This is a genomic window from Ureibacillus aquaedulcis, from assembly GCF_030418165.1.
Taxonomy (GTDB): domain Bacteria; phylum Bacillota; class Bacilli; order Bacillales_A; family Planococcaceae; genus Ureibacillus; species Ureibacillus aquaedulcis.
The window spans coordinates 1-14,721 of record NZ_JAUHTQ010000021.1; the positions used below are offsets into that span (position 1 = coordinate 1).

Consider the following 14,721-nt stretch of genomic DNA (forward strand, 5'->3'; position numbering starts at 1 on the left):
CGCAAACCACTGAGTATTCAGTGGTTTTTTTATTATAAGAAAACCATCAACTATAGAAACCGAGAGTTGGCCAGCCGGGAACACGGATGCACCCCTGTGAAAGTGGAAGACTTCATTGCTATCATTTGATGCCATTTTCTTTTTGAATCGTCCTAATACTCTCATCGCATTGCTACTGTTTACGCCTTCGCTTGCCGTAACTCGTCGTATAAACAGATTCATTGCTACCGCTTCCCCCCTTGCTAGCACCAAAACGTTGTAAAAGCAGCCGCATTGCTACCGTCTGCTCATTAACTTTCTTCGAACCTTCCTATATGCCTTGATTAACATAAAATCTCTCCTGCTCTTAATTTTAGAAAGATTAGTTTTAAAATTCTTAAAGAACACGCATGATTCATTAATAGAGATGAGGAAGTAATAAAATATCGCTGCCTTATCTTGCATTGATCAATAGAGGTTTTAGTTTATGGAGAATATCTTGAAAAGCAGCACCGACAGACAATACTATTGGAAATTAGGGATGTTTGTTAACAGCACACTTGCGAAAACAATCATATTAATTAAAATAATTTGTAAAAATGAATTAAGTTTCCAATTCACTAGAAAATGAAATTATTAAAGGGAAACTTCATTTAAGTTAGTTGAATGCGTTTACATATATTTGGATATTCTTATATTTCCTATTCGAGTCAATAATTCTCGTTGAGAAGTAAATACTAAATCAAGTTGCTCATAGGATCTATTTGGTGATACATTAAATGAAAACTTAGGACATAGATATAATAGAATTATCCGAATAATCTTTCTTTTAAAGTGTTCTTGACACTTAGATTCCATGTTGTTAATCTTACAATTAATATTCTTTAAGAAAATGGAGGCATTTACGAAATGTGGGAAACGAAATTTGCCAAAGAAGGCTTAACATTTGATGATGTTTTATTAGTACCAGCGCATTCAGAAGTATTACCAAAAACGGTTGACTTATCTTCACAATTAACTCCAAAGATTAAATTGAATATCCCGATTATCAGTGCAGGGATGGATACGGTAACTGAATCCAAAATGGCTATTGCTATGGCTCGTCAGGGTGGTATCGGAATAATCCATAAAAATATGAGTATTGAAGAACAAGCTGAAGAAGTTGAAAAAGTTAAGCGATCTGAAAATGGTGTCATTACGAATCCGTTTTTCTTAACTCCAACGCATCAAGTATTTGACGCTGAGCACTTAATGGGTAAATATCGCATTTCTGGTGTCCCAATTGTAAATAATGAAGAAGACTTAACATTAGTTGGAATAATCACAAATCGTGACATGCGTTTCATTTCAGATTATTCATTAAAAATTGATGATGTTATGACAAAGGAAGAGTTGATTACAGCTCCAGTAGGAACGACTTTAGAGGAAGCTGAAAAGATCCTTCAACAATATAAAATTGAAAAACTTCCTATCGTTGATGAGAACGGTAAGCTAACGGGGTTAATTACAATTAAAGATATCGAAAAAGTAATTGAGTTCCCAAATGCTGCGAAAGATGGATTAGGGCGTTTGTTGGTAGGAGCGGCAGTTGGCGTTTCAACTGATACAATGCAACGTGTATCAAAGCTTGTAGAAGCACAAGTTGATATTATTGTAATTGATACAGCTCACGGCCATTCACAAGGAGTAATTCAAACGGTAAAGCAAATTCGTGAAGCCTTCCCTGAATTAGAGATTATTGCAGGGAATGTAGCAACTGGAGAAGCTACTCGCGCTTTATACGAAGCGGGTGCAGATGTAGTTAAAGTCGGAATCGGACCAGGATCGATTTGTACTACTCGTGTAGTAGCTGGTGTTGGTGTACCACAAATCACTGCAGTTTATGATTGTGCAACGGTTGCCAGAGAAATGGGCAAAACAATTATAGCAGATGGTGGTATTAAATATTCCGGGGATATCGTAAAAGCATTGGCTGCCGGTGGACATGTTGTTATGCTTGGTTCTTTACTAGCAGGTACTTCAGAATCACCAGGTGAAACGGAAATCTTCCAAGGTCGACGCTTTAAAGTTTACCGCGGTATGGGTTCATTAGCAGCGATGGAAAAAGGTTCTAAAGATCGCTACTTCCAGGAAGATGCGAAAAAACTTGTACCAGAAGGAATCGAAGGACGTCTACCATATAAAGGACCTCTAACTGATACAATTCATCAGTTACTTGGTGGTATCCGTGCTGGTATGGGTTATTGCGGGGCGCCAAGCCTGGAAAGTCTTCGTGAGAATTCACAATTTATTCGTATGACAGGTGCAGGTCTTCGTGAATCACATCCACATGATGTTCAAATTACAAAAGAAGCGCCTAACTATTCACTATAGTAGATTGGGAACCTCAAGCATACTTTTAACGTCAGCATTTGATGTTAGAAGTGTGCTTTTTTTCTCTATCCAAGTAGAACGCAAATCTATAATGAGTGAATTTATTGGGGATACAATCGTTTTATGGATAGTATTTCTACTAATTCCCTAAATTTATTAAAATAAAACGTTTAACCATGATTTTCTATTGTAAACGTAATATTTTTCTTGCAAGTTCTATGATAAAATGACGAAAGTAAAGTAAAAAATAAATTGGAGGTATTTTTAGTGAAAACAGCTAAGAAAGCATCGTGGTTTAGCCTGTTGATGATTCCTATTCTGTTATTAAGCACTTTTGTTTCAGCTATACCAAGTGCAAGTGCGGAAACAGATTTAGGCATAAACGTGGATGCAGCGATTTTGATTGACGCAGATACAGGGAAGATTTTATATGAACAAAACGCAGACACTTCTTTAGGAATTGCGAGTATGTCGAAAATGATGTCTGAGTATATCCTGCTAGATGCCATTAAAGAAGGAACAATAACTTGGGATCAACAATACCATGTTACCGAATATACATATAAAATGTCGCAAGACCGTGCTTTAAGCAATGTACCTTTAAGAAGAGATGGAACATACTCAATTCAAGAGTTATATGAAGCAATGGCAATCTATTCAGCAAATGCTGCAACAGTAGGGATTGCCGAAACAATTGCGGGGTCTGAAACAGAATTCGTCAAACTGATGAATGAAAAAGCAAAAGAAATTGGTCTGGAAGGTTATAGTTTTGTAAATGCAACTGGTTTAAATAATGCGGATCTTTTTGGCATGCACCCTGAAGGCACTGGGGCTGAAGATGAAAACGTGATGCCAGCACGATCTGTAGCAAAGCTTGCTTACCATCTTTTAAAAGATCACCCGGAAGTATTGGAGACTTCTAGTATTCCAAAGAAAACTTTCCGTGAAGGCACAGACGACCAAATTGAAATGGCTAACTGGAACTGGATGCTGCCAGGTTTAGTAAGTGAATATCAGGGTGTGGACGGTTTAAAAACAGGTTCAACACTTTTAGCAGGCCAATGTTTCACTGGAACTGCGGAGCGTAATGGAACTCGCTTAATCGCGGTTGTAATGAATGCGAAAGATTCAAAAGGAAATAGTGTACGGACTGCCCGTTTTGATGCAGCTGCAAAGTTATTCAACTATGGTTTTGAGCAATTTACAAAACAAGAAATTGTTCCAAGCAACTATGTCTTCGAAGGCAATGAAACACTTGCCGTTACAAAAGGGAAAGAAGATAATGTTGATATTGCAGTAAAAGAGCCGATTTCTCTAGTAGTAAAAACAAATGAAAAAGATTTATATGTTCCTAAATTGGAACTGGACAAGAAATCCCTCGAAGCAGGAGTTGAAAAAGGGGCGGTTGTCGGTAAAGTCGTCATCGAAAAAACTGAAGGTGAAGATTATGGATTTATCGATGGCAAAGATTTTTCAACGGATGTCGTGACAACAAATAGTGTCGAACGTGCTGGATTTGTATCCCTATTCTTCCAAGGAGTAGGCAGCTTCTTCGGAAATGTATGGGATGGAATTACAGGATTTGTTGGTGGATTGTTCTAATTTCAAGCTGTTCTATGATGAAAACTCATAGAGCAGTTTTTTGTTGTTCAAGAAAGCGCAAACAACCGCAAAAGACTAAGCATTGTGCTGGTTGCTATTGAATCTGTCACACTCTTTTTTTTCTTGGACAAGACAACCTCGCCCAACTCTTTCATAAGCTAGTTGGTGAAGGAGCGTGATAGAAGTGTGCGGAATAACAGGTTGGATTGATTATACACGATCTTTGCAAAATCAAGTGTCAATTATGAAGGATATGACAGAAACTTTGAGTAAGAGAGGCCCGGATGAAGGCAATATTTGGTCCAGCACACATGCGCTATTAGGGCATCGTCGTCTAGCTGTAATTGATTTGGTTGGCGGAAAGCAGCCCATGATCAAAACACATCAAAACAAATCGTATTGCATGGTGTATAATGGAGAACTTTATAATACAGAAGAAATTCGCCAAGAGCTTTTACAGCGCGGATACAGCTTTTCTACAACATCAGATACGGAAGTGTTGCTAGCTTCATTCATTGAGTGGAGGGAGCAATGTGTCGAGTATTTGAATGGAATCTATGCATTTGCAGTTTGGGATCAACAAGAGGAGACGTTATATGCCTTCCGTGACCGTTTAGGGGTTAAGCCTTTCTTTTACGCATTAAAAGAAGGTTCTTTATTATTTGGTTCTGAAATCAAGGCCATACTGGCCAATCCTCAAATAACCCCTCAAATCGATCGCAAGGGGCTTTCAGCATTATTAAGTATTGGACCATCAAGAGTACCAGGAAATGGTGTTTATAAAGGGATAGAAGAGCTGGAGCCAGGGAATGCGATGAAATTCTCTAAAGAGGGCTTGAAAATATGGCGTTACTGGAACGTAAAAAGTGAAAAGCATGAACATTCCTTTGAAGAAACAGTAGAGCAAGTCCGTTATCTGGTGACAGACGCGATTAAGCGTCAGCTTGTATCAGATGTACCGCTATGTACATTTTTATCCGGTGGTTTGGATTCAAGTATCATTACGGCCATTGCAGCAAATTCGTACAATCAAGAAGGACGTACATTGCAAACCTACTCCATAGATTATGAGGGTAACGAAGAATTCTTTGAAAAAAACGATTTTCAAACATCCCAAGACAGCTACTGGATTAATAAGATGACGCAAGAATTTCAGACAAATCATTTTGATATCGTTCTTTCTCAAAGAGATATTGTGGACTATTTGGAAGAGGCAATGCTGGTGCGTGACTTACCTGGTATGGTCGATATCGATAGTTCACTGCTGGTTGCTTGTCGCGTTATTAAGGAAGGATATACAGTGGCATTATCGGGTGAGTGTGCAGATGAAGTGTTTGGAGGATATCCATGGTTCCATCGAGATTATGAGCTTTTCCCGTGGATTCGCTCGGCCGATGAACGGGAAGGATTCTTGAGAAAAGAATGGACGTCCAAACTACAATTAAAGGACTTTATGAAGCATGCATTTGAGGAAGCTGTAAAAGATTCACCTAAACTAGAAGGTGAAGATCCAAAAGCAGCAAAGCAACGTGAACTCTTTTATTTAAATATGCGATATTTCATGCAGACATTATTGGAACGTAAAGACCGCATGAGTATGGGAGCAAGTTTGGAAGTTCGTGTTCCATTTGCAGATCACCGGATTGTTGAATATCTATGGAATATTCCGTGGGAAATGAAAAATGTGGGAAATATGGAGAAGGGGCTTTTACGAAAGGCGGTCGAAGGTCTTTTACCAGAAGAAGTATTATATCGCAAGAAGAATCCATACCCAAAAACATATCATCCTGCATACACAAATGGTGTGAAAGAGTTATTGGGCAGTACACTACAAAGGAAAGAATCGATACTGCACGAGCTATTTGAAAAAGACCAACTAGAGCAACTTGTTTCAACGGGCGGATCATCCTTTAAAGTACCGTGGTTTGGTCAACTGATGGCTGGACCTCAGCTGCTCGCATACTTAGTGCAAATCGATCGCTGGTTTGAAAAGTATAATATCGAGCTACTAGAACAATAAGAAAAAGGGGGAGTCTCAATACTCATGAGATTTCCCCTTTTTTTGGCCTTTATTAATCCCCCAACAAGCCATGAGTTTGTGAATTGCAGGTTCGAGATCTTCAAGTGCTACACCGCCAAATCCCAACAGAAATGTCGGTCGTTCATATTTGATTGATTTGAGTAAGTAGTCAGTTACAGGATAAACAGCAATTCCAGCTTTATTTGCAAGCTGCTTTAACTCATATTCTGATTTGTTTAACGGTACCGATATTAATATATGCATACCGGCATGGTCCCCGGCAATCCTGATAGAAGGGTAGGAGCTTGTTAAAGTATTTGTTAGCCTATCATGCTTTTTACGGTAAATTTTCCGCATACGATTCAAGTGCTTCGAAAAGTGGCCATCTTTCATGAAATTCGCCAATAGATGTTGATCAAATCTTGGAACAGTCGCAGAGTAATAACTAAAGATTTCTTTGTATGATGGCAAAAGTGCCGGCGGTAAAACAAAATAAGCTACACGTAAAGAGGGCATTAATGATTTTGTAAAAGTACTTAGATAAATGACCTTATCATTTTGGTCCATCCCCTGCAAGGCTGGAATTGGTTTTCCGATATAGCGGAATTCACTATCATAATCATCCTCGATGATATACCGATTAACTGCTTTTGATGCCCAGTTCAAAAGTTGTGTTCTTCGGGCAGCTGATAACACGGCTCCGGTAGGGAATTGGTGAGAAGGAGTGATGTAGACAATATTGGCATCGGTTTTTTCTAGTTCATCTACAATTAGCCCGTCTTCATCTACAGCAATAGGAACGGCTTTGTTTTTTAAATGAATTCTTGGAATCGCGGAATAACCTGGATTTTCGAGGGCTATTTTAGAATTCGTTTCAATCAATCTTAAAATCATCGGCAATAATTGCTCAGTTCCAGATCCAATGACAATTTGCTCAGGGGTACATATAATTCCCCTGGATTGATATAAATAGTTCGCAATTTCTAAACGAAGCTCATATTCCCCTTGCGGTTCGCCTACTTGGAGATATTCTTTTGAAGGATAATCAAATAGATCCTTTGCATATTTCCTCCAAATAGCAAAAGGGAAGGATTCTGTATCTATTTTTCCGGGATGAAAGTTATATTGATATGGCTCGGGTGCACTGTAGCGAGTTTCAATTACTTTTTTAGGCGACTTGCTTTCAATAAAGGGAAGTTCATCAATTTCTTCCACGAAGAATCCTATCCGTGGCTTCGAAACGATATAGCCCTCTGCCAGCAGCTGTCCATATGCAATCTCCACTGTTGTTTGGCTAATATTTAAAAAGTCGGCAAGTTTCCTTTTGGAGGGCAATTTTGTACCGACTTCGATTTGTTTTGTAATGATGGCATCCTTCATTCCTACATAGAGTTGTTCATATAAAGGTTTTTTGCTATTTTTTTCTAACTCGAAAATCAGCATATCCATGGCATTTCCTCCTATGTGACCTTATGAAATTATAATAAATTGACTCTTTCTATATGGTCAACTTCCATTATACTTTACTTCAATAGGATATTGGAGGGAAATTTTACATGAAACTACTTGGAACAGAAACAGTAAAACGTGGGATGGCAGAAATGCAAAAAGGTGGCGTCATCATGGACGTGATTAATGCAGAGCAAGCGAAAATTGCTGAAGCGGCAGGGGCAGTCGCAGTCATGGCTTTGGAACGTGTACCATCAGATATTCGAAAAGCTGGCGGCGTGGCACGAATGGCTGACCCCCGCATTGTAGAAGAGGTGATGAATGCTGTATCCATTCCGGTTATGGCAAAGGCCCGAATTGGACATATTGTGGAAGCTCGTGTACTTGAATCAATGGGTGTGGATTATATTGATGAAAGTGAAGTATTAACTCCCGCTGATGAGGAATTCCACTTACTAAAAAGTGAATATACCGTACCGTTTGTGTGTGGTTGCCGGGATCTTGGTGAAGCGGCCCGTCGTATTGGGGAAGGCGCTTCCATGCTTCGTACAAAAGGTGAGCCAGGTACAGGCAATATCGTTGAGGCTGTAAGACATATCCGAAAAGTTAATGCACAAGTTCGTCGTGTTGTCGGCATGAATCTAGATGAACTTATGACGGAAGCCAAAGTACTAGGCGCACCATATGAATTGTTGGTTGAAATTAAGAAATTAGGACGTCTTCCCGTGGTCAATTTCGCCGCTGGTGGCGTTGCTACACCTGCAGACGCTGCACTAATGATGGAATTAGGGGCAGATGGAGTTTTTGTTGGCTCGGGTATTTTTAAATCCGATAACCCTGAAAAGTTTGCCCGTGCCATTGTGGAAGCAACAACTCATTACAAGGATTATAAATTAATCGCCGAAATCTCAAAAGAACTTGGCAGCCCAATGAAAGGTATTGATATTTCAACACTTCCGGAAAATGAGCGCATGCAGGAACGAGGCTGGTAAGATGAGGATAGGAGTTCTTGCTTTACAAGGAGCCGTCAGAGAGCATATTCAACAGATTCAATCGCTGGGGTGTGAAGCCATCGAAGTCAAATCCTTGAATGATCTCTCTGGATTAAATGGATTGGTACTACCTGGTGGAGAAAGCACAACAATGCGGAAATTATTGGACCGTTATCAATTGCTGAACCCAATCCGTACCTTAGCCCAGCTAGGAATACCCATGTTTGGAACGTGTGCTGGACTTATTTTGTTGGCAAAAGAAATCGTCGGTAAGGATGAAGCACATTTAAAACTAATGGATGTTGTAATAGAGCGCAATTCATTTGGCAGACAGGTCGACAGTTTTGAAGTGAAAATCTCGGCAGATCAGATCGGCGACGCCATTCCAGCGGTATTTATCAGAGCCCCTCATATCGTTTCGGTTGGTCCTGATGTTGAAATCTTGGCCCAATATGATGGACGTATAGTTTTAGCGAAAGAAGGGCAATATTTAGGATGTTCGTTTCATCCAGAATTAACGACTGATACACGTCTGATGGAATATTTTATTAATATGGCGAAAGAATTTCATCCGTATACACTTGCAAAATCGAACAGCATATAGTACATTATGGGTAATTTAATTCGCGAAAACCGCGAATGGGATATTGATAACATCGATGATAGGAAGTAGTAACAAGCAAGTTTTTTTTAGAGAGTCAGCGGGTGGTGAAAGCTGATAAAAACACTTGTGAATCCGTCCTTGAGCTGCTTAAGCTGAATTCGCAGTAGGCTTTTGCCGGTTGAAAAGCCGTTATGAGATAAGTGGATTAGAATGCGTTCTAATCAATTAGGGTGGCAACGCGGGTAGCTCTCGTCCCTTTATGGGGATGAGGGCTTTTTTGTGTTCTCTTTCTCTAGTACGGTGAAGTGGATGGAGTAACAATGGTATCAATAAATTAGAAAAATGGAGGAATCAACATGCTAGATATTAGACGTGTCCGTGATAATTATGCAGAAGTAAAAAAAGTTCTTCTAACACGTAATGAAGATTTAGGGAATATTGATGAATTTGAAGAATTAGATGCAAAACGCCGTGAATTAATCGCAAAAACAGAAGTGTTAAAAGCAGAACGCAATAAAGTGTCTGAACAAATTTCAGTGATGAAACGCAACAAAGAAAATGCGGATGAAGTCATTGCCCGCATGCGTGAAGTGGGAGACGAAATTAAGCAACTGGATAACGAGCTTCGTGAAGTGGAAGAAAAATTCGACTATATGATGATGCGTTTACCAAACATTCCACATGAGTCTGTTCCTGTTGGGGAAACAGAAGATGATAATGTGGAAGTACTTAAGTGGGGTGAACTTCCAATTTTCGATTTTGAAGCAAAACCACACTGGGACCTTGCAACGGATCTGCAAATTGTCGATTTTGAACGTGCTGGTAAAGTAACGGGCAGCCGTTTTGTATTCTACCGTGGCTTAGGGGCTCGCTTAGAACGTGCTTTAATGAGTTTCATGATGGATTTACATGCTGAGGAACATGGCTATGAAGAAATGTTGCCGCCAGTAATCGTTAACCGTGATAGCTTAACAGGTACAGGTCAATTACCGAAGTTCGAAGAGGATGTATTCAAATTAGTGGATACAGATTACTTCATGATTCCAACTGCTGAAGTGCCTGTAACAAATTTCTATCGTGATGAAATCATCGATGGTGAAATTCTGCCAAAAGGATTTGCTGCTTATAGCTGTAATTTCCGTTCTGAAGCAGGTTCGGCAGGTCGCGATACACGCGGTTTAATTCGCCAGCACCAATTCAACAAAGTAGAATTAGTACGCTTCGTAAAACCGGAAGATTCTTATGAGGAATTGGAAAAATTAACAGGCCATGCGGAAAAAGTCCTTCAATTATTAGGACTGCCTTACCGAAAATTACTAATGAATACATCAGACCTTGGTTTCACGGCAGCGAAAAAGTATGATCTGGAAGTATGGATGCCGACACAAGAAATGTACCGCGAAATTTCTTCTTGTTCTAACTTTGAAGATTTCCAGGCGCGCCGTGCAAACATTCGTTTCCGCCGTGAACAAGGGGCAAAACCTGAGTACGTACACACATTAAACGGTTCAGGCCTTGCAATCGGCCGTACAGTGGCAGCACTTTTAGAAAATTACCAACAAGCTGATGGAAGTGTAGTGATACCGGAAGTGCTACAACCTTATATGGGCGGTAAGGAAGTTATTGCGCCTAAATAAATATAAAAATAGCCAAGACAATGCGCTTGGCTATTTTCTATTTCCATAGGGAATACACATGGGTGTCCCATAAATAGGGTCCTCTATAATTTCACATTTCAATTGGAAAACATCTTGAATAAGTTTAACTGTAACGATCTCTTTCGGCTTTCCTTGTGCATATATGCCCTTATTAACGAGGGCAATCATATTCGTTGCATAACGGCAAGCCAAATTGATGTCATGCAGTACCATGACGATTGTTCGATTTTCTTCTTGGTTCAACTTTGACAACAAATCCAGCACTTCAATTTGATGTGTGAGGTCTAAGTAGGTTGTGGGTTCATCAAGTAAAATAATGTCTGTTTGCTGGGCCAAGGTCATTGCAATCCAGGCACGCTGTCTTTGTCCACCGGAAAGGCTTTCAATTTCACAATCTTTAAACTCCGTTAGGCCAGTTGCTGCAATTGCCTGTTCAACAATTTGCTGATCCTCGCTAGACCATTGCTTTCGCCAATTTTGATAAGGGAAACGTCCTTGCTTCACTAGTTGCAGAACAGTCAAGCCTTCTGGTGCCAACGGTTGTTGTGGTAAAATGGATAATTTTTTTGCAGTCTCTTTTGCGGAAAGGCTCGTAATATCTTCAGCATTTAAAAGAATCGATCCACTTTTTGGCTTTAATAATCGGGCAATCGATCTGAGTAATGTAGATTTCCCACAACCATTTGAACCGATGAGGATCGTGATTTCTCCTTTAGGCAAAAATAAATCCAAAGGCTCAATAATGACCTTTTCACCATAATTTAGTTGTAGCTGTTTTGTTTCAATCATTGCTATCAGCCTACCTTTTTTGCATTTTAATTAACAGATAGATAAAATAAGGTGCTCCAATAGCTGCAGTAAATACCCCTGCTGGAACCTCTATAGAACCAAACATGCTTCGTCCAATTGTATCGGCAAGAACTACCAGTATTCCGCCTATACAAGCTGATACAGGAATAAGGGAACCAAAGGAAGAGCCAACTAACCTCCGGGCAATATGTGGCGCCATTAATCCTACAAATCCTATTGTCCCGGAAAAGGCGACCGCACTTCCCACCAGGGCAGTACATAAAAGCAGCAAGGCCAATCTTGTTTTCTGAACACCTTGGCCTAGGCTGGTTGCTACATCATCCCCGAACTGCTGTAAATTTAAATGGCGTGTAACTAGTAAAGATAGGAAGAATAAGCAAGCTATTACAGGAATAATAATCTTCACTTGTTCCCATGTCGCACTATTAACACTTCCTGTAATCCATATATTCGCTTTACTGGCTTGATAAATGGGACCAGCAAGCATTAGCACGGTTGAGGTTGCTTGCATAAAGGCAGCGATCCCTACGCCGATCATTACTAATCGTGTAGCTGTTACACCATTCGTCCAAGATAAACCATAGACGAGCAGTGCCGTAACCAAAGCACCCACAAATGCAGCGACAGGCATCCATTCCATGCTTACAGTTAACGAATAATTCGTATCACTGAATATTGCCAGGAATGCAACAACTGCTCCGCCCGCCCCTGCTGAAATACCAATTACATCTGGTGAAGCCAGTGGATTCCTTATAATTCCTTGTAAAATGGCACCGGAAACTGCCAACCCCATTCCAGCAAATAGAGCGACAATAATTCGCGGCATTCGAAATTCTTGGACGATTAATGTATCAAATTCAGAACCATTTCCACTCAAAATCGAAATTACCTTTAGCGGTGAAATAAAGGAATCACCTATCGATAAACTGATAATAAACGTTATAGCAACTACAACTATTAATATTCCAAGCTGTTTTAAAGCACTTAGATCAATTAGTTGTGAATAAAATCTGGATTGTAAGTTCAATAGCTTTTTCATCCTTTATTAAATCCCTTTCTTGCTATATATACAAAGATGGGAGTGCCTATAAAGGCGGTCATCGCACCCACGGGCACTTCTTGAGGCATGAGTATATAACGTGCACCTATATCTGCAAATAGCAATAATATCGCTCCTAGGATGGCAGCAAAAGGAATAGTCCATTGATGTTCAGTGCCAATTATTTTGCGTGCAATATGAGGGGTAATGAGTCCGATAAAACTAATAGGACCTGCAATCGAAACCGATCCCCCAGCCAGTAGTACGACAACTAATATGATTAAAAACTTGGTTCTTAATATATTCAATCCCAAGCCCCTTGCAACATCCTCACCCAAAGACAGCAAATTGAGTTGTTTCATCTTGATCGCAGTGATTAACCATCCAACCAATAAAAACGGGAGAACGATCCATAGCATGTGTAAATCGCGTCCCTGTACAGATCCCGCAAGCCAAAATAATACTTGGTCCAGCTGTGCTTCATTGATAGCCAGTAAGCCCTGTGTCAACGAATAAAACAATGCCCCCAAAGCAGTCCCCGCTAAAGTCAAATTTATTGGCGTCATCCCACCATGGCCTACAGAACTAATAGCTAAAATACTAAGTGCAGATATCGCTGCACCTAAAAACGCAACTAGTGTAAAGCTAAAGAGATTTGTCATTTGAAAAATACTCATGGCGAGCACTACAAATAAGCCGGCTCCAGCATTGATTCCTAAAATGCCGGGTGAGGCTAAAGGATTTTTTGTCATTGTTTGAAGTAAAGCGCCTGCAATAGCGAGGGAGGCTCCAACAAAGGTGGCAATAAGTGCCCTAGGCAATCGATGCTCAAGAATAATAAGGTGTTCATTACTCGCATTGAAATGGAAAAATGCTTCCCAAGTTGTAAGTAAATTTGTATCTGCATAGCCAAACGTGATACTAAGCACGATACCGATAATCGTGAGGATTGAACTCAACAATAATAGAATTGATTTAAATAAATTACTTGTCATTATAAGAACGTCCTTCAAATATAATTAAAGTTTAGCAAATATTGTATTGACATAAGGAAATCCAGCGAATATGATTTAGACTATTAGAGAATGATAATCATTATCATTTGTTTTTCCATAATAATACACTACCACACAAATTGGAGGAAAAAAAGATGAAAAGTTCATTTAATGAGATCTTCGGTATGTTCTTTCTGCTGATGGTTTGTATCCTAGGGGCTTGCAGCGACTCAAAAACAACTGAAGAGTCGAACAGTGCTGAACCGACAGAGGAAAAGTCTACAGCATACACAGTGGAGCATGCTATGGGTTCTACAGATCTCCCTGCTACACCAGAAAAAATTGTCATACTGACAAATGAAGGAACTGAGGCATTACTTGCTTTAGGCATAAAACCGGTAGGTGCAGTATCTTCATGGTCAGGTGAACCTTGGTATGACCACATTGCCGATCAAATGGAAGGCGTAGAGGTAGTAGGGCAAGAAACAGCAATCGATCTAGAAGCGATTGCCAAGTTAAAGCCAGATCTAATTATTGGAAACAAAGTACGTCAAGAAGCGGATTATGAAAATTTAAGTAAAATTGCCCCAACTGTTTTTGCTGAAACTTTAACAGGGCAATGGAAAGATAATTTCTCCTTATATGCTAAAGCGGTAAATGAAGCAGAAAAAGGAGAGGAAGTGTTAGCAAACTATGATGCTAAGGTGCAGGAAACAAAAACGGCCCTAGGTGATGTAACAAATCAATCTGTATCTGTCGTTCGTTTCTTAACGGGAACTTCTCGAATTTACTACACTGATTCTTTTTCCGGTGTTATTTTAAAAGAGTTAGGCTTTGAACGCGTGGAAAATCAAGCTGAGTTATTCACTGAAGATAATCAAATGGCGGTAGAAGTCGGTAAAGAATTGATTCCACAAATGGATGGGGATTTATTATTCCATTTTACTTACCTTCCAACAGGGGATGATTCAGCATCTACAACAGAAGCTGAATGGACGGCTGATCCATTATGGCAAAACCTATCAGCAGTCAAAAACGGAAAGGCATATAGCGTGAGCGATGCTGTTTGGAATACAGCAGGCGGTGTTTTAGCAGCTCAAAAAATGCTGGAAGAAATTCAGGAATTATTGGCTCCTTAATTTTCCATTTAAACTAGAGCAGGGCTTCCATTAAGTTGGCAAGCCCTGTTCTATTTACTTT

12 protein-coding genes and 1 other annotated feature are annotated in these 14,721 nt (G+C 39.8%); of the genes, 7 read left to right on the plus strand and 5 right to left on the minus strand.

What is annotated here, in order from left to right; translation table 11 throughout:
- Positions 1-222 (minus strand): hypothetical protein (locus QYB95_RS17795; RefSeq protein ID WP_301139719.1); only part of this gene is annotated, 222 nt, incomplete at its 3' end.
- Between the two features lie 666 nt (positions 223-888).
- Between QYB95_RS17795 and guaB the strand changes: the two genes are divergently transcribed.
- The 3 genes from guaB to asnB all read left to right on the plus strand — a co-directional run bounded on the left by guaB (position 889) and on the right by asnB (position 5,974).
- A complete protein-coding gene (gene guaB / locus QYB95_RS17800) occupies positions 889-2,352 on the plus strand; it encodes an IMP dehydrogenase (protein ID WP_301139720.1) in 1,464 nt (487 codons plus the stop codon).
- Positions 2,353-2,619: 267 nt separating this feature from the next.
- Positions 2,620-3,954, plus strand: a complete 1,335-nt coding sequence (locus tag QYB95_RS17805; protein WP_425609224.1) for a D-alanyl-D-alanine carboxypeptidase family protein — start codon at positions 2,620-2,622, stop codon at positions 3,952-3,954.
- Positions 3,955-4,138: 184 nt separating this feature from the next.
- A complete protein-coding gene (gene asnB, locus QYB95_RS17810; RefSeq protein ID WP_301139721.1) occupies positions 4,139-5,974 on the plus strand; it encodes an asparagine synthase (glutamine-hydrolyzing) in 1,836 nt (611 codons plus the stop codon).
- A 15-nt stretch (positions 5,975-5,989) separates the two neighbouring features.
- On the opposite strand, the gene pdxR is transcribed toward asnB, so the two are convergent.
- Positions 5,990-7,423 carry a MocR-like pyridoxine biosynthesis transcription factor PdxR gene (gene pdxR, locus QYB95_RS17815; RefSeq protein ID WP_301139722.1) on the minus strand — a complete coding sequence of 478 codons (1,434 nt, stop codon included), beginning with the start codon at positions 7,421-7,423 and terminating at the stop codon, positions 5,990-5,992.
- Positions 7,424-7,530: 107 nt separating this feature from the next.
- Here pdxR and pdxS point away from each other — a divergent pair, with 107 nt between their 5' ends.
- The 3 genes from pdxS (at position 7,531) to serS (ending at position 10,656) form a co-directional block, all read left to right on the plus strand.
- Positions 7,531-8,415, plus strand: coding sequence for a pyridoxal 5'-phosphate synthase lyase subunit PdxS (pdxS, locus tag QYB95_RS17820; protein WP_301139723.1), 885 nt, complete (start codon positions 7,531-7,533; stop codon positions 8,413-8,415).
- Position 8,416: 1 nt separating this feature from the next.
- Positions 8,417-9,019, plus strand: coding sequence for a pyridoxal 5'-phosphate synthase glutaminase subunit PdxT (gene pdxT, locus QYB95_RS17825; RefSeq protein WP_301139724.1), 603 nt, complete (start codon positions 8,417-8,419; stop codon positions 9,017-9,019).
- Positions 9,020-9,065: 46 nt separating this feature from the next.
- Positions 9,066-9,279, plus strand: a binding site (T-box leader).
- A gap of 96 nt (positions 9,280-9,375) precedes the next feature.
- A complete protein-coding gene (gene serS / locus QYB95_RS17830) occupies positions 9,376-10,656 on the plus strand; it encodes a serine--tRNA ligase (RefSeq protein ID WP_301139725.1) in 1,281 nt (426 codons plus the stop codon).
- Positions 10,657-10,686: 30 nt separating this feature from the next.
- On the opposite strand, the gene QYB95_RS17835 is transcribed toward serS, so the two are convergent.
- Genes QYB95_RS17835 through QYB95_RS17845 form a run of 3 tightly spaced genes read right to left on the minus strand, consistent with a single transcriptional unit; the run spans position 10,687 to position 13,521 of the window.
- A complete protein-coding gene (locus QYB95_RS17835) occupies positions 10,687-11,466 on the minus strand; it encodes an ABC transporter ATP-binding protein (RefSeq protein WP_425609225.1) in 780 nt (259 codons plus the stop codon).
- A 10-nt stretch (positions 11,467-11,476) separates the two neighbouring features.
- Positions 11,477-12,526 (minus strand): FecCD family ABC transporter permease, encoded by a 1,050-nt coding sequence (locus QYB95_RS17840; RefSeq protein WP_301139726.1) that lies wholly within the window; start codon positions 12,524-12,526, stop codon positions 11,477-11,479.
- Positions 12,523-13,521 carry a FecCD family ABC transporter permease gene (locus tag QYB95_RS17845; protein ID WP_301139727.1) on the minus strand — a complete coding sequence of 333 codons (999 nt, stop codon included), beginning with the start codon at positions 13,519-13,521 and terminating at the stop codon, positions 12,523-12,525. Before QYB95_RS17845 ends, QYB95_RS17840 begins: the two co-directional genes overlap by 4 nt.
- A gap of 155 nt (positions 13,522-13,676) precedes the next feature.
- Between QYB95_RS17845 and QYB95_RS17850 the strand changes: the two genes are divergently transcribed.
- A complete protein-coding gene (locus QYB95_RS17850) occupies positions 13,677-14,660 on the plus strand; it encodes an ABC transporter substrate-binding protein (protein WP_301139728.1) in 984 nt (327 codons plus the stop codon).
- Positions 14,661-14,721: the final 61 nt, after the last annotated feature.

What these genes read in the sequence shown, in the direction of transcription:
- guaB (WP_301139720.1), top strand. Translation starts at nt 889, where the DNA reads ATGTGGGAAACGAAATTTGCCAAAGAAGGCTTAACATTTGATGATGTT.
- pdxR (WP_301139722.1), bottom strand. Translation starts at nt 7,423, where the DNA reads ATGGATATGCTGATTTTCGAGTTAGAAAAAAATAGCAAAAAACCTTTA.
- pdxS (WP_301139723.1), top strand. Translation starts at nt 7,531, where the DNA reads ATGAAACTACTTGGAACAGAAACAGTAAAACGTGGGATGGCAGAAATG.
- pdxT (WP_301139724.1), top strand. Translation starts at nt 8,417, where the DNA reads ATGAGGATAGGAGTTCTTGCTTTACAAGGAGCCGTCAGAGAGCATATT.
- serS (WP_301139725.1), top strand. Translation starts at nt 9,376, where the DNA reads ATGCTAGATATTAGACGTGTCCGTGATAATTATGCAGAAGTAAAAAAA.
- QYB95_RS17835 (WP_425609225.1), bottom strand. Translation starts at nt 11,466, where the DNA reads ATGATTGAAACAAAACAGCTACAACTAAATTATGGTGAAAAGGTCATT.
- QYB95_RS17840 (WP_301139726.1), bottom strand. Translation starts at nt 12,526, where the DNA reads ATGAAAAAGCTATTGAACTTACAATCCAGATTTTATTCACAACTAATT.
- QYB95_RS17845 (WP_301139727.1), bottom strand. Translation starts at nt 13,521, where the DNA reads ATGACAAGTAATTTATTTAAATCAATTCTATTATTGTTGAGTTCAATC.
- QYB95_RS17850 (WP_301139728.1), top strand. Translation starts at nt 13,677, where the DNA reads ATGAAAAGTTCATTTAATGAGATCTTCGGTATGTTCTTTCTGCTGATG.